21 protein-coding genes are annotated in these 23,750 nt (G+C 30.6%); 1 reads left to right on the top strand and 20 read right to left on the bottom strand.

Annotated elements, in window-relative coordinates; translation table 11 throughout:
* Positions 1 to 12 precede the first annotated feature (12 nt).
* The 17 genes from LUU93_RS09740 to LUU93_RS09660 all read right to left on the bottom strand — a co-directional run bounded on the left by LUU93_RS09740 (position 13) and on the right by LUU93_RS09660 (position 19,539).
* Positions 13 to 1,131, bottom strand: a complete 1,119-nt coding sequence (locus tag LUU93_RS09740; protein WP_232680748.1) for a hypothetical protein — start codon at positions 1,129 to 1,131, stop codon at positions 13 to 15.
* 305 nt (positions 1,132 to 1,436) lie between these two features.
* Entirely contained in the window at positions 1,437 to 2,486 is a 1,050-nt protein-coding gene (locus LUU93_RS09735) for a hypothetical protein (RefSeq protein WP_232680747.1), read from the bottom strand.
* 32 nt (positions 2,487 to 2,518) lie between these two features.
* Positions 2,519 to 3,040 (bottom strand): 3-deoxy-D-glycero-D-galacto-nonulopyranosonate 9-phosphatase, encoded by a 522-nt coding sequence (locus LUU93_RS09730; RefSeq protein ID WP_232680744.1) that lies wholly within the window; start codon positions 3,038 to 3,040, stop codon positions 2,519 to 2,521.
* Positions 3,041 to 3,044: 4 nt separating this feature from the next.
* Positions 3,045 to 4,079 (bottom strand): N-acetylneuraminate synthase family protein, encoded by a 1,035-nt coding sequence (locus tag LUU93_RS09725; protein ID WP_232680742.1) that lies wholly within the window; start codon positions 4,077 to 4,079, stop codon positions 3,045 to 3,047.
* Positions 4,076 to 4,843, bottom strand: coding sequence for a cytidylyltransferase domain-containing protein (locus LUU93_RS09720; RefSeq protein WP_232680740.1), 768 nt, complete (start codon positions 4,841 to 4,843; stop codon positions 4,076 to 4,078). Before LUU93_RS09720 ends, LUU93_RS09725 begins: the two co-directional genes overlap by 4 nt.
* 27 nt (positions 4,844 to 4,870) lie before the next feature.
* The gene (locus tag LUU93_RS09715; protein WP_232680738.1) at positions 4,871 to 5,935 is read right to left on the bottom strand and encodes a Wzz/FepE/Etk N-terminal domain-containing protein; all 1,065 of its coding nucleotides are present in this window, start codon (positions 5,933 to 5,935) and stop codon (positions 4,871 to 4,873) included.
* A gap of 9 nt (positions 5,936 to 5,944) precedes the next feature.
* On the bottom strand, positions 5,945 to 8,344 hold the full coding sequence (locus LUU93_RS09710; RefSeq protein WP_232680736.1) for an SLBB domain-containing protein: 2,400 nt from the start codon (positions 8,342 to 8,344) through the stop codon (positions 5,945 to 5,947).
* Between the two features lie 44 nt (positions 8,345 to 8,388).
* Positions 8,389 to 9,435, bottom strand: a complete 1,047-nt coding sequence (rfbB, locus tag LUU93_RS09705; protein WP_232680734.1) for a dTDP-glucose 4,6-dehydratase — start codon at positions 9,433 to 9,435, stop codon at positions 8,389 to 8,391.
* A gap of 12 nt (positions 9,436 to 9,447) precedes the next feature.
* The gene (locus LUU93_RS09700) at positions 9,448 to 10,455 is read right to left on the bottom strand and encodes a mannose-1-phosphate guanylyltransferase (protein WP_232680732.1); all 1,008 of its coding nucleotides are present in this window, start codon (positions 10,453 to 10,455) and stop codon (positions 9,448 to 9,450) included.
* Between the two features lie 32 nt (positions 10,456 to 10,487).
* Positions 10,488 to 11,777: a nucleotide sugar dehydrogenase gene (locus tag LUU93_RS09695; protein WP_232680730.1), complete on the bottom strand. Its 1,290-nt coding sequence runs from the start codon at positions 11,775 to 11,777 to the stop codon at positions 10,488 to 10,490.
* Positions 11,778 to 12,085: 308 nt separating this feature from the next.
* Positions 12,086 to 12,550 (bottom strand): UpxY family transcription antiterminator, encoded by a 465-nt coding sequence (locus LUU93_RS09690; RefSeq protein WP_232680727.1) that lies wholly within the window; start codon positions 12,548 to 12,550, stop codon positions 12,086 to 12,088.
* 84 nt (positions 12,551 to 12,634) lie between these two features.
* Positions 12,635 to 14,026: a UDP-glucose 6-dehydrogenase gene (locus LUU93_RS09685; RefSeq protein WP_232680724.1), complete on the bottom strand. Its 1,392-nt coding sequence runs from the start codon at positions 14,024 to 14,026 to the stop codon at positions 12,635 to 12,637.
* Positions 14,027 to 14,048: 22 nt separating this feature from the next.
* Positions 14,049 to 15,032 carry an SDR family oxidoreductase gene (locus LUU93_RS09680; protein ID WP_232680721.1) on the bottom strand — a complete coding sequence of 328 codons (984 nt, stop codon included), beginning with the start codon at positions 15,030 to 15,032 and terminating at the stop codon, positions 14,049 to 14,051.
* A 10-nt stretch (positions 15,033 to 15,042) separates the two neighbouring features.
* The gene (locus LUU93_RS09675) at positions 15,043 to 17,493 is read right to left on the bottom strand and encodes a polysaccharide biosynthesis tyrosine autokinase (RefSeq protein ID WP_232680717.1); all 2,451 of its coding nucleotides are present in this window, start codon (positions 17,491 to 17,493) and stop codon (positions 15,043 to 15,045) included.
* Positions 17,494 to 17,509: 16 nt separating this feature from the next.
* Positions 17,510 to 18,298: a polysaccharide biosynthesis/export family protein gene (locus LUU93_RS09670; RefSeq protein ID WP_232680715.1), complete on the bottom strand. Its 789-nt coding sequence runs from the start codon at positions 18,296 to 18,298 to the stop codon at positions 17,510 to 17,512.
* Positions 18,299 to 18,368: 70 nt separating this feature from the next.
* On the bottom strand, positions 18,369 to 18,989 hold the full coding sequence (gene recR, locus LUU93_RS09665) for a recombination mediator RecR (RefSeq protein ID WP_232680713.1): 621 nt from the start codon (positions 18,987 to 18,989) through the stop codon (positions 18,369 to 18,371).
* A 184-nt stretch (positions 18,990 to 19,173) separates the two neighbouring features.
* Positions 19,174 to 19,539, bottom strand: a complete 366-nt coding sequence (locus LUU93_RS09660; RefSeq protein ID WP_056200582.1) for a CoA-binding protein — start codon at positions 19,537 to 19,539, stop codon at positions 19,174 to 19,176.
* Positions 19,540 to 19,688: 149 nt separating this feature from the next.
* On the opposite strand from LUU93_RS09660, the gene LUU93_RS09655 reads away from it, so the two are divergent.
* Positions 19,689 to 20,315 carry a MarC family NAAT transporter gene (locus LUU93_RS09655; RefSeq protein ID WP_232680711.1) on the top strand — a complete coding sequence of 209 codons (627 nt, stop codon included), beginning with the start codon at positions 19,689 to 19,691 and terminating at the stop codon, positions 20,313 to 20,315.
* Positions 20,316 to 20,391: 76 nt separating this feature from the next.
* Here LUU93_RS09655 and ctlX read toward each other — a convergent pair whose 3' ends face one another.
* From ctlX to LUU93_RS09640, 3 genes are all read right to left on the bottom strand, one after another.
* Entirely contained in the window at positions 20,392 to 21,327 is a 936-nt protein-coding gene (ctlX, locus tag LUU93_RS09650) for a citrulline utilization hydrolase CtlX (RefSeq protein WP_232680709.1), read from the bottom strand.
* A 91-nt stretch (positions 21,328 to 21,418) separates the two neighbouring features.
* Entirely contained in the window at positions 21,419 to 22,333 is a 915-nt protein-coding gene (locus tag LUU93_RS09645) for a dimethylarginine dimethylaminohydrolase family protein (RefSeq protein WP_232680707.1), read from the bottom strand.
* A gap of 64 nt (positions 22,334 to 22,397) precedes the next feature.
* Complete coding sequence (locus tag LUU93_RS09640; protein ID WP_232680704.1) at positions 22,398 to 23,675, bottom strand: citrate synthase; 1,278 nt, start codon at positions 23,673 to 23,675, stop codon at positions 22,398 to 22,400.
* Positions 23,676 to 23,750: the final 75 nt, after the last annotated feature.

Raw genomic sequence — 23,750 nt, 5'->3', positions numbered from 1 at the left:
CGAAAGTAAGATTTACAGATTTAAATTGTTTATAAATTGATTGAATTTAAAAAAATCAAAATTTTTAAAAAATAAATTTTGACCCACATCATCAAGGATAAACTTATTGTCGTATGTTTCTGTAATCTCGTAAGCATTATTTATAAGGTATATATTAGGCAGATTAAAAACGTGCTGATGTCTTTTATATGTTTGTTTTTTATATATGAATGCTTTCTTTTTTAAATGATAAGCTTCATATAAAGCTGTAGATTGTATAACCAATATTGCCTTTGAAATTGCTAACAATTCATAAATACTATTTTCATTTGTATAAACTTTTACGTTCTCAAAATTTGAAAATTGATCTATGTAATATTCTTTTTCAAAGAATTGATTAGGGTGTAATTTAAAATATACTGGAGTAGTTTTATTACTTCCTGCAAAATCGATAATTACATCTTTTAAATTTTCACCAAAGACATCTGAACTAGCTACAAGTAGTCCATTTTTATCTTTTTCTTCTTTTTCATTATTCACTTGAGTATTATAAAAATAAGAGTTCCCCATTGAAATAATTTCTTTCACAGGAAAATTTAAGCCTTTAGTCCAAAACTCAGAAAATGAAAAAAAATAAGTCGGCAAATAGATTTGATTCTCTTTATAATCAATCTTTTTACTGTAATTATATGCTAAATGAGCATCATCTATAATTCCGTGCTGAACTTCAACAACAGGAATATTATATCTTTTCCCTGCAGTAAAAAGCCCTTTTTGAATACCATTTTGAGTAATAAAAACAGCTTTTGGTTTTTTAATTTTAAAAAGTAAAGAGTAATAAAAATAATCTATTTTAAAATCTAAAATTATCCTTTTGATATCTTCATTTTTAAAAGTTGAACTAGGGAACTCATTATTAATTAAAGAAATCAATTCAGAATAATCTTGTTTGTGCTTATAGAAAACTTTTATTATTCTTCTGAAAATTGCAATCGGATTAAACAAAGTATTCTTATAATACCATTTTGTTTTATCTCGTTCAAAACTTTCAAAAACATAATAGCTTCCTTGAATTACATCTAAAGTATCGGCTAAATTCTGATCAAAAATCTTATCGTTACTGATCTTATTTCGTGAAGCAGTAAAAAACAAAAAGTCAGCTTTTTTAAATAAAAAGAAATTTAAAAAAGATTTAAGTTCGTTTAAAATTTGTCTTTTGGACACAGTTGATTTCTCGCTTTTTACATTTGAATTACGACTCCACAATAAATGATAAAATAGTTCAAAACGGATTAAATCCCAATAAAAAAAATTACCTGAATGTTTATTAAACAAATCATGTTTTTCTTCAAAATCAAAAAAAACATTTTGGTTGAACCCATTTTCTGGCTCTTCTTTCAGCATTATTTATACTCTAAAATATATTTATAAAATATTTATCATGTTAAAACCTTCAATTATAAACCAAGAGAACTTAATTTAATACTCTGAACATATACATTAGAATGTTTAGACTTATATCTTTCGTGTGAAGAATAATAACTCATCCATAATTCATTGTCTTTGATAACCATTCCAGCATAACCACAATCACCACCACTAGGAAACTCATACAATCTTTGATATGTATCAGAATCTAAATCGTAACTATAAAGAACAACTTTCATAACTTCTGAATCTCGGCCTGAAATAAGCATCTTATTTTTATAAAAGATAAAATTAGGCCCGCCTAAAGATAGAACAGGTATTTTGCTAAAAATCTTAAAGCTTTTCTTAGTTCCATCCTCAACGATTTTTCCTAAAATTAAATCCCTGCTTCTAATAATAGCATAAAATTGTCCTTTATCATCTACACGAATTGTAGCCTCGCCTCTAAAAGGAAATGTATTTTCTATTAAATTCGTTCCTTTAAATGCTGTGCCATTAGTACTTTCATACATATCAAATACTGAACTTCCAGCTGTAAAAGTATAGCCAAATGCATATGCTTTATCTTTGTACCATGTGATTCTCCAAGGCCAAGCTTCATTTCCTGTAACTTTTGAATTGACTTTCTTTATATTATCTAGAGTAACACTTTCTAAATCTCCAAAATTTGTCCCTTCAAAATTAACAGACCTATAATCCGAGAAACTTAGTAGCTCATCATTATTGTACTTAGATCCATGTATATATAACATAAGCTGATCACCATTTATTGCAAATTTTGGATCTCGCAAATCAATTCCATCAACCTGATAAGTCTTAATTAATTTCCAATTTTCGTTATCTAATCGAGAATATAAATTAATTATTCCATTTTTTCCATACGCATGGCTATCAGATTCCCTAAATATTAAAAACCATCTGTTTTTAAAATAAGTTAAATCGGTAAAATTATAAGAAGTATTATCATCATAAGGAACTAGCGAATTTATTGCAATTCCTTTATTATTTGATTCGTTTTCTTGTGGAGAACATGAAATTGTAAAAATCACTATTAAAATAAAAAGTATTTTTCTTACCATAAACTTATAGGTGTTTGTATATTAATGCACTATTACTGCTTAAATTCTTCTAAAGATTCAAAATAAAATTTCAGTGCTTTTTCCAGATATTCTTCTCCCAACATCTTTTCAACAAACTCCCTAAATACACCACTACCTCCTTCTTTATCCAAAATCATACTACAATGTTTTTTAACGTAGCTTGGTGCATTTGCTGGACAGCCACTAATACCAACTTTTTTCAAAACTAAAATATCATTTATATCATCTCCTATATAAGCAACTTCTGAAATAGATATATTGTATTTTAGGCATAACTCCTCAACTAATTGAAGTTTATTTTTAACCCCCATAAATAAGATGTCAATACCTAATTTCTTCGCTCTATTTTGAACAATATTATTTTTTTCTCCCGTAATAATTCCAACTGGTATTTCGAGTAATTTACAAAAAAGAACTCCTGCGCTATCTGAAGTATTGTATCTTTTAAATTCATTTCCTGTATTATCATAATACATACCGCCATCAGTCCAGACACCGTCAATATCAGTAAGAATAAGTTTTGGGAGAATCATAATATTATTTTATAAAATCAGTATAAATTATCTCATTAGCCAACACATCTTGACTTAATACCTGACCAATAAGCTGATTTCTTTCATCCCATTTTAAACCATCACCCGGACTTAATAAATGTAAATCAGATTCAGAAATAATATGTCCCTTTTTTAAATCTTTTAGAGTTGCAATAGATCTTTCTAATTTTACTCTTGCCGATTGAACAGAGTCAGCGATAAATATATCTTCTGTTCCCATAGAAAGTTCAAGATTTCTAATATCTCTTACCATTCTTTCGATTCCTTCAACTGCTAAAGATCCTGCCTGATCAGTACCTTTCATTAATCGATCTAATGTAATATGTTTTTCAATGATTTTAGATCCCATTGCTACTGCTGCTATTGGTGTTGCAATACCAATTGTATGATCTGAATATCCAATTACAAAATCTGAGTAATTGTTCTGAAGATATTTAATTGTATTCAAATTTACATTTTCGTATCTCGTTGGATATTCTGACACACAATGCAGAATACCAATATCACTATGATGCTTAGTGATAACCTCTAATGCATTATCAATTTCTTTAGCTCCCCCCATTCCTGTAGATAAAATTATCGGAATCTTAGTTTCTGCCATTGCATTTAATAAAGGTAAATTTGTCAAATCTCTTGATGCAACTTTTAACTTATCTGGTGTAAATAATTTTAACAAACTCAAACAGCCAACAGCGCAAAGTGTTTCAACGAAATCTAAACCATAACTTTTTGCATACTTATAAATTTCAAAATGCTCTTCATCATTTAATTCTAGAAATTCTCTATGTTCTCCATAAGTTTTACCAAAAGAATGTGGTGTATCATATGGTTTAGCCATTTGAGAAGCAGAGAGTTCCTGCGTTAAATCCCGTTTTGTAAGTTTAACGGCGTCCATTCCTTTAAGTTTTTTACCAAAAAGCTTGTCTACAACTGGTCGTGATACTACATCAATAATTAATTTTGCAATGTCAACTGATCCGTTATGATTTTGACCGATTTCTCCAATAATATATGTCATTTTGAATATTTTTGTATGTTATTAATCATTTTAACTTTGTACTTTTCATTAGAATCTATAAAATCAATTAAGAAACTAATACTATCTTGATTACCATCAGTACTCTTATAAAGAGAAGCTAAATTATCAAAATCTTCTTTATCATCTAATGTTAATCTTATATCCTCTCTCGAGTAAACTTCGGATGGGCTGTTTAGCAATTTAACATTAAAAATTTGTGGATTTGCATATATAAAATTTGTTACATGCTCTTGATAAATTGATTCATTTTGAAGATCTGAAGCTTTTAATAAAGCCCTTAATGATACAATTTCTGCAAATAATCCGATATGCGTTTTTATAACAGGAATACCTAAGTGATTACTATAACTTATATAATCAATTTTTGGATCATCAAGTTCTTTTATTAAATCAGAAATTGAATCCATATTTAAAAATGGATTATCTGAACAAATTCGCAGTAAATGCGTTAGTTTCTTATTTGATCCTACCTCAACAAATCTGCTTAATACATTTTCTTCACTGCCTTGATAAAAATCAACATTATGTTTTACAGCAAATTCAGACAAAATATTATCATTAGTATTAGTTGAGCTGGCAAGAATAATTGGATAATTAGAAAACTTAGATTTTAAATTTTCTATTAAAATATCCAATATCGATTTATCTTCGTAAAAATTCATCAAAATTTTATTCGGAAGCCTGCTTGAACCAGTTCTAGCTTGTATTACAATACCAATTGTAATATCATTTTCTTTTACCATTTTAGAGAAACTTAATTATAAAAACATTTAGAGTGTCTTTAAAATTCTTTTAAAAATTAAAAATAAAATCGTTAAAAAACCAACCAGAAATCCTCCAAAAATTATCCCTTTTATTTTACCGAACTTCTCTTTAGCTAATGGCAAAATTGGTCGATCTACTACTTGAATGAGCGGAGTCTCTCTTCTCAAAGTTACTTTTGCCATTTCAGTTTGTTTTACAAGCTCAGTCAATATTGCAGTATTGGCCTGTACATCCACTTGCCTGCGTGCTGATGGTGTCCTACGAACATTTAAGGCAGGATTTAAATTAAAAGTATTATCAGTTGCAACAGCAACTCCGGTAATAGCTCCATTAAGTTCCCCTCTAATAGAATCTGTTTGGCGCTCGAGTATATCCATATTCATTCGAGCCTTTTTACTTTTTGTATCAACATAAAATTTACCTACCTGCTGAGCCAAAGCTTCACAAAAATTTTTAGCAAATAGTTCATTTTTTGAAGATACATCTATTGTTATAATAGAAATTTTCTTATCTTTTTGTTCAACTTCAAGTCCTCCTTTAGATAAATTTTGATAAATTGAACCTAAAATACTATCATGAACCCTTGTAAATCCTTTACGCTGGCTGTTTGGCAAAAAATGAATATCTTTTAACTTAGTATCTTCATTCCAACTCTTACGCCATTCATTATTCTGAATATACATTTCAGCCAAAGAAATTTCTTTACCATTTACCTTTATTGGTGTTAAAAGCGTTTGTTCAACCATTGATCTCGACTTAAACAATTCAGTCAGATTAGATCCGTTAAAAATTCCTCCTGGGCTTCCGCCTAAATCCAATCCTAAAGAGCCAGCTAATCCTAATGCCCCACTGAGACCTCCCCCTCCCTGATCATCTTCTAATGCAAAAGATAAAGTTGCGGTATAAACTGGTTTTTTAATAAAGGAATATGTAAGTCCTAAAGTTGAACCTACTATCCCTGCTAATAAAATAATTTTCCATTGCAAAACCAAATAAGAAAACCATTCTTTTATTTTTATTATTAATTCTTTTAACGATATTTCATCATTTTCAATATCTGTTTTATCCATTCTTATAATCTATTTAAAAGCTGTAACAATTAGTAATGCTAAACTGGTAATGACACTTCCTATACTTACCCATTCTCCTGTACTCATTTTTTTCGTCTCAGGCTTTTCCGGAACAACTATTTGCGAATCAGGCTCAACAGTTGGATATGATCTAAAGAATAAAAATGATTTCGTTACATCAGCTTTGCCATTAGGATATATAATATAAGCTTTTCTCTTCCATCCTTTATTGTTTATACCCCCAACTGCATTTATGTAATATTTAAATCCTTTTCCACTTCTATATGGAATTTCAGATGTCAATAAAACATTCCCTGTAACTTTTACCCCTTCGTTATAAACAGCTACTTCAATTTCATCGCCCGGAAATAAGGTGACATTAGAATAATGATTTTTATTCTTTTCAATTTTTTCCCAGTTAATTGGAATAGTAGAGAATTTTATTTCCGCTAATTTGTCTTTTAAAGAATCGTTCTTAGATAAATTTAAATCTATACTTTCTAATTTTTCAATTTCTTCTTGTTTAATAGGCCTTTTTATTTTCATCCCTTCAATATTAGAAATAGAAGTCAATCCTCCGGCTCTCATCACTATATCATATACTCTTTCTTTTTTGTTAGCCAATACATATTTTCCAGGATATGCTACCGCACCAGAAATAGTAACCATTTGTGGTTTTTCATATACAGCAATTCGTCGAATATTGACAACATCGAAAGGTTTTAAAATGAAGTTTTTAGCTTGTTCATTATTATCTGATGAAATTTCAAGTTGCAGTAATTCAATACGCTTTGGATCACTATCGTTAATAACATCTGATTTAACCATTCTTGCAACTTCTACTCGTTTAGATGCAGATCCTGTTAGTCCACCCACTTGGACAATTAAATCATTTAAGGTTATATTCTCCACATATTCATATACCCCAGGTTTTTTAACCTCACCATCAATGGTGACTTTATATTCTTCTCTAAAATCTAAAATGGAGTAAACTGTAACAATATCTTCTCTTTTTAATTCAATATCTGCATTTAAATCTCCTGATAATGCAGCACTTAAATCAATATTTACGATTTCTGTTGTTAAATCTGATTTTAAACGAATTATTCGGGCTCTTTTACTATAAGCATCTTCTTTGAGTCCTTCTGCTCTAGTAATAAGATCCGAAATTCTCATTCCATCTGTAAAGGAATAATAATCAGGTCTAAAAACGGCTCCTTCTATTTTAATACGATTTTCAAACCTATTTAAAATTTTTGTTACTCTAAAAACATCCCCTGACTGTGGTATATATATATTAAAATTACTTTCATTTATATCATGAACCTTAAACTCCTTTGCTGTTTTCTGAACTACATTTACAGAAGCTGTATACGCAAATTCGTTAAAACCTGAAGCAAAATTTAATAAATCAGAAAACGTTTCTCCTTTTTTCATTTCAAAAATCCCTGGACGCTTAACTTGCCCCTCAATTGTTACTCGCTGACTGTAAGCTGGAATTCTAATAACATCATTTTCTTTTAAACTTACATTATCAGACTGATCTCCTTTAACCAGAAATCGATAAATATCTATATTCTTATAAACTTTATTATTTCTAATTAATTCAATATTTCTATAACTTCCATTTTTACCAGGACCTCCTGCTAAATGTAATGCATTATATACTGTGGCTAAAGATGATATAGAATAGTTTCCTGGTTGTTTTCCTCCAACTATTGTTATTTTAATTGTACGTATTCTGCTTAAACTTACACTAACTTGTGATTGTCCAGACTGAACTGTGCTATAAACCCTTGCAATTGCTGATTTAATTTTTTGACTTGCTGCTTCAATTAACATCCCTGAAACCGCTATTTGTCCCACATTTTGAATTGAGATTTTTCCTTCGACACTTACTGGAGCACTAGTACTATACTCTTGAATTCCATAAACACTTACTTGCAATTCATCACCTGGTCCTAAAATATAGTTCATTGGGGTTGCCAACTTTAAGTCTGGTTCAAAATTTAAGTTTGGATTATCAAAAAGTTCTGAACCGAAAATTAAAGAATTTACAGAATCTTTAATTTTGATATTCGTTATTTTTTCCTGACCCCTTCCAAATTCAGTTTTATTATTATTTTCCTTAGTCTTACCACCACCAGTATTTTCCAACGTATTTAACCTAACTTTCAACTTATTAAAATCTTCCAAGCTCATTCCTTTTGAAACTGCCATGGACTCGACCTGGTCTATAGTCATGCCATTACTTCTCAGTTGCTCACTAATTTTGATCAGATCATCTTGAGATAAACCATCTACATTAATTGTACTTAAGTCTTTAGATCTAAGTATGTCTTGTGCATTTATACAAACAGGCATTAATAAAATTAGAAACAGAGTAAGAACATATAATATCTTTTTCATATAATTGTAATTTAAGCAACTTGGCACCTTAGAATATATTTGATTTAAGAATATTGTTTTTGATAATAATCTTTATATGAACCAGAAGTTACATTCTGCAACCAGTTTTCATTGTTAAGATACCAATTAATTGTTTTTTCTAATCCTTCCTCAAAAGTAACAGAAGGTTTCCAACCTAATTCTCTGTTAATTTTTGAAGCATCAATTGCATAACGCAAATCATGCCCAGGTCTATCTTTTACATATGTAATTAGCTTTTGTGAAGTTCCTTCGTTTCTGCCGAGTTTTTGATCCATAATTTGGCATAATAATTTAACCAAATCAATGTTTTTCCATTCATTAAAACCTCCGATATTATAAGTCTCGTGGTTTTTTCCTTCATGAAAAACTAAATCTATTGCGATAGCATGATCTTCCACAAAAAGCCAATCACGTGTATAATTTCCATCTCCGTATACTGGTAATGGTTTATTATTAATAATATTATTTATAAAAAGGGGAATTAATTTTTCAGGAAAATGGTAAGAACCATAATTATTGGAGCAATTTGTTAAAACATAAGGCAAATTATAAGTTTCACCATAAGCTCTGACAAAATGATCTGAGCTTGCTTTCGAAGCTGAATAAGGAGAATTTGGGTCATAAGCCGTAGTCTCAGTAAAAAGACCATCAGCTCCAAGAGAACCATAAACCTCATCTGTACTTATATGGTAAAATCTTTTTCCTTCATAATTCCCTTTCCATTGATTTTTTGCCGCATTCAACAAATTCATTGTACCAATTACATTTGTTTTTACAAAAGCCAAAGGGTCTTCAATAGAACGATCAACATGTGATTCTGCTGCTAAGTGTAATACCCCATCAAAATTATGTGTTGAGAAAAGTTCATTTATAAAATTTTCTTCTACAATATCTCCTTTTACAAAAGTATAATTTGATTTATTTTCAATATCTTTAATGTTTTCCAAATTACCAGCATAAGTCAGGGCATCTAAATTAAAAATCTGATAATCTGGATATTTATTTACAAAACGTCTTACTACATGAGAACCAATGAAACCAGCACCGCCAGTTATAAGAATTTTTTTCATTTTAAATTTCAATTAATTTAATAAATCTGAATTTTGTTTTTCTAAATCATTATATACATCTTTTACGTCTTGCGAATTTTCTTTTTGCAAAATTAAATTAGCTGTATCAGTATGTACAAAAATTGTATTTTTTAATCCTAAAAATACAGTATGCTTTTCGCAGCCTATAACCATATTTCCATTAGAATCAATCGGATGTCCTTTGGTTACTAAATATTCGTAAACTGACTCAAACGAGCCTAAATCTGACCAAACAAAAGAAGCAGGTACAACCTTGATTTTTTTACTTCGTTCCATAACAGCGTAATCTATACTAATCGATGGAATCTCTAATGATAAATTTAAATCAAGAAACCCCTCCTTATGAGCTTCCCAAACAGCTTTAGACTTTTCATAAACATCTGGCTGAAACTGTTTCAATTCATCTAATAGTACCCCTGCTTTGAAACAAAACATACCACTATTCCATAAAAAATTACCTCGCGCAATAAAGTCTTTTGCTGTTGTTTCATTTGGTTTTTCTCGGAAAGATAATACTTTATCGCCTTTTGATTCAATATATCCATAACCTGTTTCAGGCTTAGTTGGTATAATTCCAAAGGTTACGATAAAACCTTCTTGAGCTTTAGTAACTGCTTGTTGGATTGCATTATTATAATCATCCATTTTATCAATAATATGATCCGATGGAGTTACAATCAATATATCGTCAGGATTCGATGCAAACGCTGCAAATGCAATCGCTGCTGCAGTATTTCTTGGTGTAGCTTCAACAATATTTACGTAATCAGTTTTGGTTTTATCCATAACTTTTCCACTTAAATGATGATTATCTACATTTCCAACAACCATTATTTTATCTGCTAAATGACTATTACGTTCAACAGTCATTTCAAATAATGATTTATTTTCGAAAATTTCCAAATATTGTTTTGGTTGACTTTTACGAGATAGAGGCCATAATCTACTCCCTACTCCTCCAGTTAAAATAACATGTATAATCGAGTTTTTTTTTTCCATTTTCCTTTCTAAAAATAAGAAATTTTAAAGTTCTATAACCTATTATCTGCCGTCGAACCTAAAACTCCTTTTACATCGTAAAGCAAACTGTTCTCTTTTTGCAATTCAGCAAAATTTAAATTTAAAAATTCATTATGTGACACTCCTAAAACAATAGCATCAAATTTTTCTGTTGGTAAAGTTTTTTTGGTCTCTAATTTATATTCTTTTTTAACCTCTTCAATCCCAGCTAAAGGATCAAATATAGTAACGACAATTCCATATTCTGTTAAACCTTTAATTACATCTACTATTTTGGTGTTTCTAACATCTGGACAGTTTTCTTTAAAAGTGATTCCTAACATTAAAAGTTCTGCTCCGTTAACTGTGATACCTTTTTTTATCATTAGTTTTACAATTTGTGAAGCAACGTATTCGCCCATGCTGTCATTTAAACGTCGTCCGGCTAAAATTATTTCAGGATGATATCCAAATTCCTGTGCTCTTTGGGCTAAATAATAAGGATCTACTCCAATGCAATGACCTCCTACAAGACCTGGTTTAAATGGTAAAAAATTCCATTTTGTCCCAGCTGCCTTTAAAACTTCCTGAGTATCAATATTCATTAAATTAAATATTTTTGCCAGCTCATTAACAAATGCGATATTGATATCTCTTTGAGAATTCTCTATTACTTTTGCGGCTTCGGCTACTTTGATTGATGGCGCTAAATGTGTTCCGGCAACAATCACTGATTTATATAATGAATCTACTTTTAGTCCTATTTCTGGGGTTGAACCAGAAGTTACCTTTAAAATCTTCTCTACAGTATGTTCCTTATCCCCTGGGTTTATTCTTTCAGGAGAATAACCTACAAAAAAGTCTTCATTAAATTTAAGTCCTGAAATTTTTTCTAAAACCGGAACACATTGTTCTTCTGTAACACCTGGATAAACTGTTGATTCGTAAATTACAATGTCACCATTTTTTAATACTTTTCCAACCGATTCGCTTGATTTATATAGTGGTGTAAGATCTGGACGATTATTTTTATCCACCGGTGTAGGTACTGTAATTATAAAATAATTACAGTTTACAATTTCATCAAGAGAATCTGTACAATATAATCCTATTTTATTATCAGAATTATCAACTAATACCTTTTGCAAGGTGTTAGAATCTATCTCCAGCGTAGTATCTATACCAGAATTTAAACTTTCAATTCTCGATTTATTTATATCAAAACCTACAACGGCATATTTTGTCGCGAATAATCTGGCCAAAGGTAAGCCAACATAACCTAACCCTATAACAGCTATTTTTATGTTTTTTTCCAATTTCATTCCTTTTTTATAAGTTTTCAGTCATTAAAATTCACGGCTTCGCCCTTCTGAGTCACAAAAAATGAGACCAGACTGCACAAAATTATTTTCGGCAAATATAACATAAAAGTCAATTTATACACTATAGTTTTTTGTAATACTTTAGCAAAACAAAGAATTACAAATATTTCAAACACTAACACTTCAATAATCAGCGTGTAGTAAAATATTTACAAATAAAAAACAGAGAATAAAACCCCTAAAATGAGATTTTATTCTCTGTATATATTTAAGAGAGGCGACTCTAGACTAAATAAGCTGATTTAATTTTACTTATATTTAATTTTCAATACACATCCTAAAGATTCAAGAATCAAAATATAATGTGTGTTTGAAACTTCTTGAACAATCGCATTTTGATTATTAAAAGCACCCGATTCTAACTTTATTTTGTCACCAACATGAAACGGCAGGACAGAAGCATCGGCAATATTAGGAGATTTAAGACTGTTCTTTATTATATTTATTTCTTCATCACGAACAACTGCCGGCTTTCCTAACCAAAATAAATATCTCACAACGCCTGCTATCTCAAATACAGAATTTCTCTCATTATCTGGCAATTTTACAAAAACATAAGAGTTAAAAAGCGGCATTTCAACCTTTTTTTTTCTATCTGACCATTGCTTTATTTTAATTATCAATGGACAATAGCACTCTATTCCTATTTCAGCAAATCGTTCAGCTACTTTTTTCTCCCATTTCGGTTTTGTATAAATCACATACCAATTCATAATTTCTATTTTTATTGAAAATAAACCTTAAACCAACCGCTTTCTTCTCGCTTCATATTAAATCTTATCTCAATAGAATAACCATTAAGAACCTATTCCTTTATAAACAAATCCAATTGATTCTAACTTTTTTGCATCCAGTATATTTCTTCCATCAAAAACAAATGCAGGCTTGTGCATTGATTGATAAATTTTTTGCCAATCATAAGTTGTAAATTCATCCCATTCAGTTAATACGGCAATAGCATGTGAACCTTTACACGCATCATAAGCGTCATTAAATACTGTTAATGACTTAATATTTTGGTCAGCAGTTCTGGTTTCTAAATAATCTAAATCACTTAACATTTTATTTTTTGATACTTTAGGATCATAAACAGAAATCTTTGCTTGTTCATTTATTAAATCATCTGCTACATAAATTGCCGCAGATTCGCGAGTATCGTTTGTGTCTTTTTTGAAGGCCCAGCCTAAAAAAGTAATTTTTTTGTCGGCAACAGTGTTATATAAAGTCTGAACTATCTTATTTGAAAATCTTCTTTTTTGATGATCATTCATAATAATAACCTGTTCCCAATAGTCTGCAACTTCATTTAAACCGTAAGTTTTAGCAATATAAACCAGATTTAAGATATCTTTTTGAAAACAAGACCCTCCAAAACCAACTGAAGCTTTTAAAAATTTAGGTCCAATTCTACTATCCATTCCAATTGCTCTTGCAACTTCATTTACATCAGCTCCGGTTTTTTCACACAGTTCAGACATTGCATTGATAGATGAAATACGCTGTGCTAAAAATGCATTAGCCGTTAATTTAGATAATTCTGATGACCAAACATTTGTTGTTAGAATCTTATCTCTATTAACCCAATTTGCATAAACATTTACCAAAGCATTAATCGCAGTCTCTCCTTCTGGAGTTGTATCTCCTCCAATTAAAATTCGGTCTGGATTTAATAGGTCTGTAACTGCGGTTCCTTCAGCTAAAAATTCGGGATTCGATAAAATTTGAAATTGTACCCCATTACCAGTATTATCCAATATGCTTTTTATAGCTTCTGCGGTTCGAACGGGTAAAGTCGATTTTTCGACTACAATTTTATTTTGCTTTGCAACTTTTGCAATTTGTCTGGCGCATAACTCAATATATTTTAAATCAGCCGCCATACCTTTTCCTTTACCATAAGTTTTCGTTGGGGTATTAACCGAGATAAAAATTATCTGTGCTTCGTCAATTGCTTTTTCTACTTCTGTTGAAAAAAACAAATTTCTTCCTCTTGCTTCTGCAACAATTTTTGCAAGCCCAGGCTCATAAATAGGGATATTATCAGTATTTGGATCATTCCAATCCTTAATTCTTTGTTCATTCAAATCTACAACTGTAACTTGAATATGTGGACATTTTTGTGCAATCACTGCCATTGTAGGACCTCCAACATAACCAGCTCCTATGCAGCAAATTTTTGTAATTTCCATTTACTATAATTATTATCTATATTTATTTCAAATTATTCCAATACCAGCTTACTGCTTCTTTTAATCCTTCTTGCAAAGAATATTTTGGATTATATCCTAACAGTTTTTTTGCTTTATCAATACTTGCTAATGAGTGTGGAATATCTCCTGCTCTATTCGAGCCATAAACTATACCAACATCTGCAATTTTTGGATCAAACTCTGACAAATACGTTTTTAAATATTGCACCAAATCATTTAATGTGTTTCGATCTCCAAAAGCCGTATTATAAACTGTATTAAAAGCAGATTGATTTTGAGTTGTTATTGCCAGCTCATTCATTTGGATTACGTTGTCTATATATGTAAAATCGCGTGAATAATTACCATCGCCATTAATAATTGGGCTTTCATGATTCATTAATTGTTTAACAAATTTTGGAATCACTGCCGCATAAGCTCCATCTGGGTCTTGCTTTCTTCCAAAAACATTAAAATAACGTAATCCGATTGTTTCTAAACCATAAGTTTTGCTGAAAATTTCAGCATATAACTCGTTTACATATTTAGTTATTGCGTAAGGAGATAATGGTTTCCCGATTACATCTTCTACTTTTGGCAATCCTTCAGAATCCCCATAAGTAGATGAACTAGCTGCATATACGAAACGTTTCACTTTTGCGTCTCTAGAAGCAACTAACATGTTTAAAAAACCTGAAACATTTACCTCATTAGTTGTTATCGGATCATTTATAGATCTTGGCACAGACCCTAACGCAGCCTGATGCAAAACATAGTCAACACCTTCAACTGCTAAAATACAATCTTCAATATTTCTTATATCGCCTTCAATCAATTTATAGTTTGGATTCTTTATAATATCTTTCAAATTATGACGATGGCCTGTAGAAAAATTATCTAAACAAATTACCTTATGACCTAATCCTAAAAAATATTCTGACAGATTCGAACCTATAAAACCTGCTCCGCCAGTAATCAGTATTGTATTTTGATTTGAAGTTCTCATTTATTCAAAATTATCTTTTTCTAAATTTACCAGAAATCAAGCCCCAAAGCCCTCTTTGTTTCTCTTCTTCATGATATCCATTTGAATAAGCTCCATAACCATACCCATATCCATAAGTAGCTCCATACTTTGCTTTATTCTCAAAGCCATTAAAAACGATACTTGTATTGTTTAATTCTCCTCTTTTAATTTTATTGTTCAACAGCGTTATCATATCTTTTTTAGTATAATTCTGCCTTACAATATATAAAGTAACATCGGCATATTGAACAAGTTCTGAGGCATCAGAAACTAAACCAACCGGCGGTGTATCAAGAATTATATAATCGTATTTTTGTTTTAATTCATCTATCAATTCTTTCATTGCATCGCTTAGAATTAATTCAGATGGATTTGGAGGAATTGGCCCCGAAAGTATTACATCAAGATTGGCAATTTGTGTTGAATTTGTAATTTCATCCAAAGTGTTTTGCTTAATTAAATAATTGACGACCCCTAATTGTTTATTTGTTAAAGAAAATTCATCTGCTAATCTTGGTTTTCTTAAATCCAAACCAACGATAACTGTTTTCTTTTCACTTAAAGCAAAAACTGTGGCTATATTAATGGAACAAAACGTCTTTCCTTCGCCACTTATAGATGAAGTGATCATTAAAGTTTTTGAACCATGAAGCTGTTGTCTTTTATATAAAAACTGTAATGAAGAACGAATGCCTCTAAAAGCTTCTGAAAGCGCCGACTTTGGCTTATCAAACACAGCTAAACTTATTGCATCTTTATTAACACCTATTACTCCAATTATTGGTATTTCGGTCAATTTACTAATATCTTCTGTATTTTGAATTGAATTATTGATAAAGAAAATTACAATTACAAACATTAGAGGAATTAATATTCCTAAAAACAATGCCAAAATATAATTTGCAGAAGTTTTTGGCCCTATTAATCCTCCTCCAATGTCTTTTGCAGGATCAATAAAATGAATATCCGACAGATTTGAAGCTTTTACAATTTCTGCTTCATTTCGTTTTTGAAGAAACTCTGTATAAATGTTATCATTTAAATCATATTTCCTTTGAATTTTTAGTAATTCTTGCTGTTCTTCAGGCAATTTTTTAACAGTACTTTCGGCTTGACCAATCTTTGCATTTACCAAAGATAAGTCATACAATAAAGAAGCTTTGGCTGAAGTTATATTTTCTAACAATACACTTTTTATAGCCTGCATTTGATTATCGAAGTCTTTAAAAATCTTATCACTTTTTACGGCATATGCCATTTCTGATCTTTGCGCTGAAAGAGCAATAAGTTTTGAAACATTTGCAACAATATTGGGATCTTCTATACCTGCAACAGAAGGGGCCGGCAATCTTGAATAATCAACACTATTATTCAAATAAGATCTTAGAGAATTATAATATGCAATTTTTCGTGTTACCTGATCTTTTTCAATATCAAAGTTCATTATTTTATCTGAAAACTTAGCACCGCCTCCTTCAATTTCATAAATATTTTTACCTTTTCTGAAAGTTTTCAATTCATTTCCAGTTTGTTTTAACTGTACTTCCATAGCAACAAGTGTACTGTCTATGAATCTTATTGTATTGGTTGCAAACTGATTTTTACCATCTAATTGAATCTTTATCAACATTTTTACTGTTGCATTTAAATACTCAACCATTCTGGCTTTATTGGTTCCCTGCATTCCTAAAGTTAAAAGTGATCCGCCATTTTTATCACTATCAACACTTATTCCTTTATAACGAGAAACAGTTCCGTTAAAATCATTAAATTTTACAAAATATTCTTTCCCTTTGTAAAATCCGGGATTATCATTAATTTGTAGTTTCCAATTTAAAAAAGGCAGAGAAACTCGCTCGCCCACTTTATATTTTTTAATAAATGTTACAGGTTGTACAGAAGTATTACTATAAGCATTAATAGAGTAAGTAATTAGCGAAACTGAATTACTTTCAAATGGTATTTGAATTTGATATTCACTTTCACTTAAAAACTTAATACTAATTAAAGTATTTGCGAGCTGCCCTTTTGTTTTATCTATATCAACATAAAAAGGAACTGCTCCGTAGGAATCAATTAAATTGTATTTTCCTTGTTCAAGATAATCAATATAATACTGTAATTTATCAACAACCAATTCATTATGGGATCTGGATTGTAATATAGTGGAAATTCCATTAACCTGATCAGAAATTCCACCCCAATTAAAAACCAAACTTGTATTTGATGTAAAAAAAGGATTGCTTTCTTCCTTTATAGAAATCATTGTCTGCATTCCATAAATTTTTTCTTTTCGAATATTTACCTGATATGCAATTGTAAAAGCTATAATCAAACTTGCCAGAAACCATTTCCAATAGCTTAAGATTTTCAATAAAAACTCTTTAAAATCAAAATTTGAATGATTCTCAAAAATGGAAAAATCTTTTACGTCTAACATCTTAATAAATTATTTTTTAATTTCTGATTATCAAATAAACTGTTGTAGCCAATGACAACAAGGTAATAACAGTACCTATAGACTGTATACCTGTTTGACCAGTTCCCCATGTTTTTTGCTTTAAGGGCTTAACATATATATAATCATTTGGCTGTAGATAATAATAGGGGGATTTCATAACATTGGCATCTGTAAGATCTATTTCATTCATTTGAACGCCTGTTGGGGTTTGACGAATCACAGTTACTGCTTTTCTATTACCTACTGTAGTAATATCGCCGGCATTCGCAATAGCCTCCATAATATTTACATTCTCTTTAAATAATGTTTTTGTTCCCGTACTTCCAACCTCTCCGTTTATCGTATATCTAAAGCCCGCTAATTTTACGGTAAGAAAAATATTGGCATCACTTTTAAAATACTCTTCCAGTAATTTTTTTTCTATTTTAATACGAACTTCTTCTAATGTATAACCTATTACATTAATCTCTCCTAAAATTGGCATTCTTATATTTCCGTGATCATTAACCGTAAATCCATCAAAATATAAGGCCGATTCTGATTTACCAACAGAAGAATTTTCTGTTTTATTAAAAATAGAAACTAATTTAGAATCGATAGCCTTTATATCAATACTTATAACATCATTTACTTGCAATCTATAGGGCTTAGATTCTACTGATGTAATATTATTTTGCTCTGATGAAGTATTTTTATCCTGCAGATACACAAGATCATTGAGTGGAATACAAGACGTAAATAATGTACTAATCAGCAGTAATATATAAAGGCTGTTTTTTGTCATTTTGAAAATTTTAACGCAAATATAGTTTTTCCTTTAGTTTTCAGGAAATCTATATATAATTTGATAGCATTTAATTGTTTTTGAAAGTTTTTTCGAACGGAACACGATGCAAAATACTTCTCCCAAGTGTAATTTCATCTGCATATTCTAATTCATCTCCAACGGAGATTCCTCTCGCTATAGTAGAAATTATAATTTCTGAATCGGCGATTTGTTTATAAATATAAAAATTTGTGGTATCACCTTCCATAGTAGAACTCAGGGCGAAGATAATTTCAATCACTTTTCCTGATTTTACTTTCTCAACTAAAGTAGAAATATTTAACTGACTTGGTCCAACTCCTTCTATCGGAGAAATTTTACCTCCTAAAACGTGATAAATTCCTCTGTATTGCCCAGTATTTTCAATTGCCATGACATCGCGAATATCTTCTACAACACAAATCGTTTGATGATTTCTGGCAGTATTTGCACAAATTTCACAAACCTTAGTATCTGAAATATTATGGCAATTTTCACAAAATTTAATATCCTCACGCATATTTAATAATGCCTGCGATAAAAATCCAGTTTGTTCTTTTGGCTGTTTTAGCAAATGAAGAACTAAACGCAATGCTGTACGCTTACCAATTCCTGGTAATTGCGACATCTCGTTAACCGCTTTTTCAATAAGTTTTGATGAAAATTCCATGACGACAAAAGTAATACTTTTAATGGTATAGCAGGCTTTGACACATCTAAAATCAACACTTAAAAGTAAACATTATTACTAAGTTTGTCCTGGGACTAATAGAGTTCATATTCTTTTATGTCAATCCTAAGACTTCGGGGCTATAAAAGATATAGTAGATCGCTGAACTAAGCTCCTAAAAAAACTAATATTGATTCGTCGCCAATAAAACCAAGGTACATGCAACTTCTACTTCAATATTATTTAACTCTAATAATTGATATAATTCAGGATTTTCAGTTCCTGGATTAAAGATTACTCTTTTAGGCTGTGCTTCAACGATGTAATTATAATAATCACGCTGACGATTAGGATTTAAATATAAAGTTACCGTATCTATATTTTTAACAGGAACTGCTTTGGTGTGAATTTTTACGCCAGCCACTTCTCCTGTATTTTGACCAATTGCAAGAACAGTATGTCCTTTTTGTGTTAATGCATTTATCGCTCTAAAGGCGTAACGATCGGGTTTGGTGGTAGCACCAAGTAACAATGTTTTTTTATTTTTCATTATTTTAGAATATTCCACAAAAGTAGTCAAAAAGGACGAGCTTAATTTATTCTATTGATTTAGAATATTGACTGTAAAAATAATATCGTAATATAAATTTACATGCAATATTAAAATTTGACTATTTTTACTTCACTAACCAATATTATATGGATTTATTTATTTACCTATTTGCCGCACTTTTTTCAGTACTTAACCCAATTGGAACAGTTCCCATTTTTGTTGGATTAACACAGCATGACTCTCAAAAAGAGCGTTCGAGAATTTCTTTATGGACTGCCATAAACGTTGGTATTATTTTATTGGTTTCTTTTTTTATTGGCCAATATGTTCTGTCTTTTTTCGGAATTAGTATTGATGCTCTTCGTATTGCCGGTGGAATTGTAATTGTAAATTCAGGTTTTTCATTACTTTCCGGTAAATTCAATAAAAAACGAGGAATTAATAAAAAAATAGAAAACGAAGTACAGCAAAGAAATGATATCGCTTTAACTCCCCTAGCGATTCCAATGCTTGCTGGACCAGGTTCTATTTCTTTACTAATTGCATTTTATCAGGAACACCATCAAATGGAGGAAATCATTTTTTCTTGTCTTGCAATTTTAACAATTGCTGTAGTTATTTTTGTTATTCTAAAAAGCGCGCATTATCTGGCAAGAATTTTAGGTGCATCTGGAATTGTAGCAATATCAAGGATTGTCGGGTTTATTGTAATTTCTATAGGAATTCAATATATCGTAAGTTCAATTGTAAATATTATCAAGGGAAATTTTTAAATGTAATTTGCCTTTTAGCATAGAGAAACGGGATAGAAACATTTAGTTTTTATCCCGTTTACTTTATATAAAAATCTTAATTTCTTGGCAAAAATACTTCAGCCATCATACATCTTGCGCTTCCACCACCACAAGCTTCAATTGTATCCAAACTTGAACTTAAAATCTCGGCATGTTTTTCTAATTGTTGAATTTGTTTCGGAGTCAAACTTTGATGAGCCGATGCACTCATAACAATATATTTTTTATCATTTGTTCCTCGAACTTCCAACATATTACCTGCAAAATTATTTACCTGATCTTCTGTAATTAAGATGATTTCCTTTTTATCATCTTTAAGATTATCAAGAACCATTTTTCTTTCTTTTTTATCATCAATACAATCTGCACAAATAACAGCAAAAGTTTCACCTAAGCACATCATAACATTTGTATGATATATTAACTTACGTTCTCCATCAACTGTTTGAAAAGCTTCAAAAATTACCGGAGCATAATCAAAATCCTCACAAAACTCAATAAATAATTCTTCATCGGCACGAGGCGATAAAGCGCAATACGCTTTTGCATTGGCACGATCTAAAAGCAAACTTCCAGTTCCTTCTAAAAAATAACCATCATCTTCTGCAGATGTATAATCCATTATATTAGAAATTTCAAAACCTTTTTCTTCTAAAGTATCTAAAATATCTTCACGACGTTCTAAACGACGATTCTCTGCAAACATTGGATAAAGAGCGACATCTCCGTTTTCATGAAATGAAACCCAATTGTTTGGAAAAATACTATCCGGAGTATCCGTTTCTAAAGTGTCTTCAATAACCGTAACATCAACACCTACGGCTCTCAATTTTTCCACAAACGTGTCAAATTCTTGCTGCGCTTTTGCATTAACTGTACTTGGCAATAATCCGTCTAATACTTTTTGGTAATAATTATTTACAGCTGTTTGTTCATTCATTCTGAAAGCAACAGGCCGTATCATTACAATTGCATTTGTTGTTTGTTTCATTTTATATATTTTTTGTTTCAAGTTTTAAGTTTCAGGTTTCACGTCTTGTAAAAAACTTGAAACCTGAAACTTGAAACCCAAAAACTATTTTTTAATCTCTAATTAATGGCAAAGTTGAACATCTCAACAAACCTTCTTGTTTTGCAATTTCAGCATACGGAATTTCCTCCACAGTAAAACCATTTGCCCGAAGCCAATTGTTTAAGCGGGTAAAATTTTTCTCAGAAACAACAACATCTTTATCAATCGAAAATACATTTGAAAACATATTGTACATTTCCTCTCTCTCAATATGAAATAAGTTTTCCTTTCCGAAAAGATTTACCAAATACAAATAATCTGCTTCTTCACGGAAACCTCTTTTATAAATAATTCCTTTGTCTTTTCCAACTGGTTGAAAACAGCAGTCTAAATGCAATGCATTATCACGAGCCTCCAATTTCGATTTAACTAAATCAAATTCTTTCACAATTTTATTTGGAAACAATCCTTTAATATAATTTACACCATGCATATTTGTTCTGGCAGTAATATAATCTTTGTAGTCGCTTCCTTTGTATGTACCAATAAAAATATGATCATTCCAAAGCATAACATCGCCACCTTCAATGTGAACTTCTTCTGGCGGGCGTACAACTTTTATTGTATCAATTTGATCAATAACATACTGAATTGCATCTAACTCTCGTTCACGATCTGGTAAAATATTTGATTTTATGAAAACATCATCAATTACAAATCCTATATCTCTAGCAAAAATCTGATTGTAGTTTTCAATCATTTCAGGGCGATAAACAGTAACATTATACTTCTGAAAAACAGCATTAAAAGCATCCATTTCAGCAACCATATCTTTTTCAATAGGATATGTTCCGGCTTTAATATGTTCCAATGATTTAGGATCATAGGCTTCTTCTAATGAAGGAGTTGGCCCATTATGAACGGCTGAACCCAAAACTACAGCACGCAATCTTGACGTTTCGTTCTTTACATTTAATTGCAACATAACTTTATTATATTTTGAACAAAGATAAAAAAAGCTTTACAGTTAAGTAAAGCTTTAGTTTTTTTTATTTGTTAGACTTAAAGTCTCTTAAAGGATGTCCGGTATAAATTTGTCTTGGCCTTCCAATTGGTTCTTTATTTTCACGCATTTCTTTCCATTGTGCAATCCATCCCGGAAGCCTGCCAATTGCAAACATAACAGTAAACATGTCAGTTGGAATTCCTAATGCTCTGTAAATAATTCCAGAATAGAAATCAACGTTTGGATATAAATTTCTTGATTTGAAATAATCATCTTCAAGAGCTGCAGACTCTAATTTTTTAGCAATCTCTAAAATCGGATCTTCAACACCTAAAGTCTCTAATACTTCTTTAGCAGCTTTTTTAATAATTCTTGCTCTTGGATCAAAGTTTTTATAAACTCTGTGGCCAAATCCCATTAAACGGAAAGGATCATTTTTATCTTTTGCTTTCGCCAAGAATTTATCAGTATCTCCACCGTCTTTGTTTATTTCTTCAAGCATTTCAAGTACAGCCTGGTTAGCCCCTCCGTGAAGCGGTCCCCAAAGAGCAGAAACTCCTGCAGAAATAGAAGCGAATAGTCCCGCATGAGATGAACCTACCATTCTTACTGTAGATGTAGAACAGTTTTGTTCGTGATCTGCATGAAGAATAAATAATTTATCTAAAGCATCTACAACAACTGGATTTACAGCATAAGGTCCTGTAGGCAATTTAAACATTAATTGCATAAAATTCTCTACATATCCTGTTGTATTATCGTAATAGTTTAACGGATAACCCATAGATTTTCTATAAGTCCAGGTTGCAATTACAAGAAATTTACCCATTGTTTTACAAATGGCTTCGTACATTTCTTTTTCATTGTCAACATTTACAGCTTTTGGATTAAATGCTGTCAAAGCGCTCGTCAAAGCAGATAACACTCCCATTGGGTGTGCAGTTTTTGGAAAACCATCAATGATATTTTTCATTTCTTCGTTTACCAAAGTATGCTTTTTAATACCATTTTCGAACTGCTCTAATTCTTGAGCGGTTGGAAGTTCTCCGAAAATCAAAAGATAAGAAACTTCTAAGAAACTAGCTTTTTCAGCCAAATCTTCGATTGAATATCCTCTGTAACGTAAAATTCCTAATTCTCCGTCTAAGAAAGTGATTTCACTTTTACAAGATCCAGAATTTTTATATCCCGGGTCAATTGTAATAATACCTGTTAAATCACGTAATTTGTTAATATCGATAGCGGATTCATTTTCGCTTCCTGTGATTACCGGAAGTTCAATTTTCTTACCATCTACTTCTAATGTAGCTATTTTTGACATAATATAATCGGAAATAATTCTATAAATAATAATTTATCAAATCTAAGGAATTTAAGACTAATTAAAAAAAGAATC

It is taken from the genome of Flavobacterium soyae (genome assembly GCF_021245985.1).
GTDB classification, from domain to species: domain Bacteria; phylum Bacteroidota; class Bacteroidia; order Flavobacteriales; family Flavobacteriaceae; genus Flavobacterium; species Flavobacterium soyae.
This window is presented reverse-complemented; position numbering and strand designations above follow the sequence as displayed.

Bases quoted from the DNA above. Each gene is read 5' to 3' on its own strand.
- LUU93_RS09685 (WP_232680724.1), bottom strand. From the start codon at position 14,026: ATGGAAATTACAAAAATTTGCTGCATAGGAGCTGGTTATGTTGGAGGT.
- LUU93_RS09725 (WP_232680742.1), bottom strand. From the start codon at position 4,079: ATGACATATATTATTGGAGAAATCGGTCAAAATCATAACGGATCAGTT.
- LUU93_RS09670 (WP_232680715.1), bottom strand. From the start codon at position 18,298: ATGACAAAAAACAGCCTTTATATATTACTGCTGATTAGTACATTATTT.
- LUU93_RS09655 (WP_232680711.1), top strand. From the start codon at position 19,689: ATGGATTTATTTATTTACCTATTTGCCGCACTTTTTTCAGTACTTAAC.
- LUU93_RS09640 (WP_232680704.1), bottom strand. From the start codon at position 23,675: ATGTCAAAAATAGCTACATTAGAAGTAGATGGTAAGAAAATTGAACTT.
- LUU93_RS09645 (WP_232680707.1), bottom strand. From the start codon at position 22,333: ATGTTGCAATTAAATGTAAAGAACGAAACGTCAAGATTGCGTGCTGTA.
- LUU93_RS09710 (WP_232680736.1), bottom strand. From the start codon at position 8,344: ATGAAAAAGATATTATATGTTCTTACTCTGTTTCTAATTTTATTAATG.
- LUU93_RS09720 (WP_232680740.1), bottom strand. From the start codon at position 4,843: ATGGTAAAAGAAAATGATATTACAATTGGTATTGTAATACAAGCTAGA.
- LUU93_RS09675 (WP_232680717.1), bottom strand. From the start codon at position 17,493: ATGTTAGACGTAAAAGATTTTTCCATTTTTGAGAATCATTCAAATTTT.
- LUU93_RS09680 (WP_232680721.1), bottom strand. From the start codon at position 15,032: ATGAGAACTTCAAATCAAAATACAATACTGATTACTGGCGGAGCAGGT.
- LUU93_RS09730 (WP_232680744.1), bottom strand. From the start codon at position 3,040: ATGATTCTCCCAAAACTTATTCTTACTGATATTGACGGTGTCTGGACT.
- LUU93_RS09690 (WP_232680727.1), bottom strand. From the start codon at position 12,550: ATGAATTGGTATGTGATTTATACAAAACCGAAATGGGAGAAAAAAGTA.
- LUU93_RS09660 (WP_056200582.1), bottom strand. From the start codon at position 19,539: ATGAAAAATAAAAAAACATTGTTACTTGGTGCTACCACCAAACCCGAT.
- recR (WP_232680713.1), bottom strand. From the start codon at position 18,989: ATGGAATTTTCATCAAAACTTATTGAAAAAGCGGTTAACGAGATGTCG.
- ctlX (WP_232680709.1), bottom strand. From the start codon at position 21,327: ATGAAACAAACAACAAATGCAATTGTAATGATACGGCCTGTTGCTTTC.
- rfbB (WP_232680734.1), bottom strand. From the start codon at position 9,435: ATGAAAAAAATTCTTATAACTGGCGGTGCTGGTTTCATTGGTTCTCAT.
- LUU93_RS09715 (WP_232680738.1), bottom strand. From the start codon at position 5,935: ATGGATAAAACAGATATTGAAAATGATGAAATATCGTTAAAAGAATTA.
- LUU93_RS09695 (WP_232680730.1), bottom strand. From the start codon at position 11,777: ATGAAATTGGAAAAAAACATAAAAATAGCTGTTATAGGGTTAGGTTAT.
- LUU93_RS09700 (WP_232680732.1), bottom strand. From the start codon at position 10,455: ATGGAAAAAAAAAACTCGATTATACATGTTATTTTAACTGGAGGAGTA.
- LUU93_RS09735 (WP_232680747.1), bottom strand. From the start codon at position 2,486: ATGGTAAGAAAAATACTTTTTATTTTAATAGTGATTTTTACAATTTCA.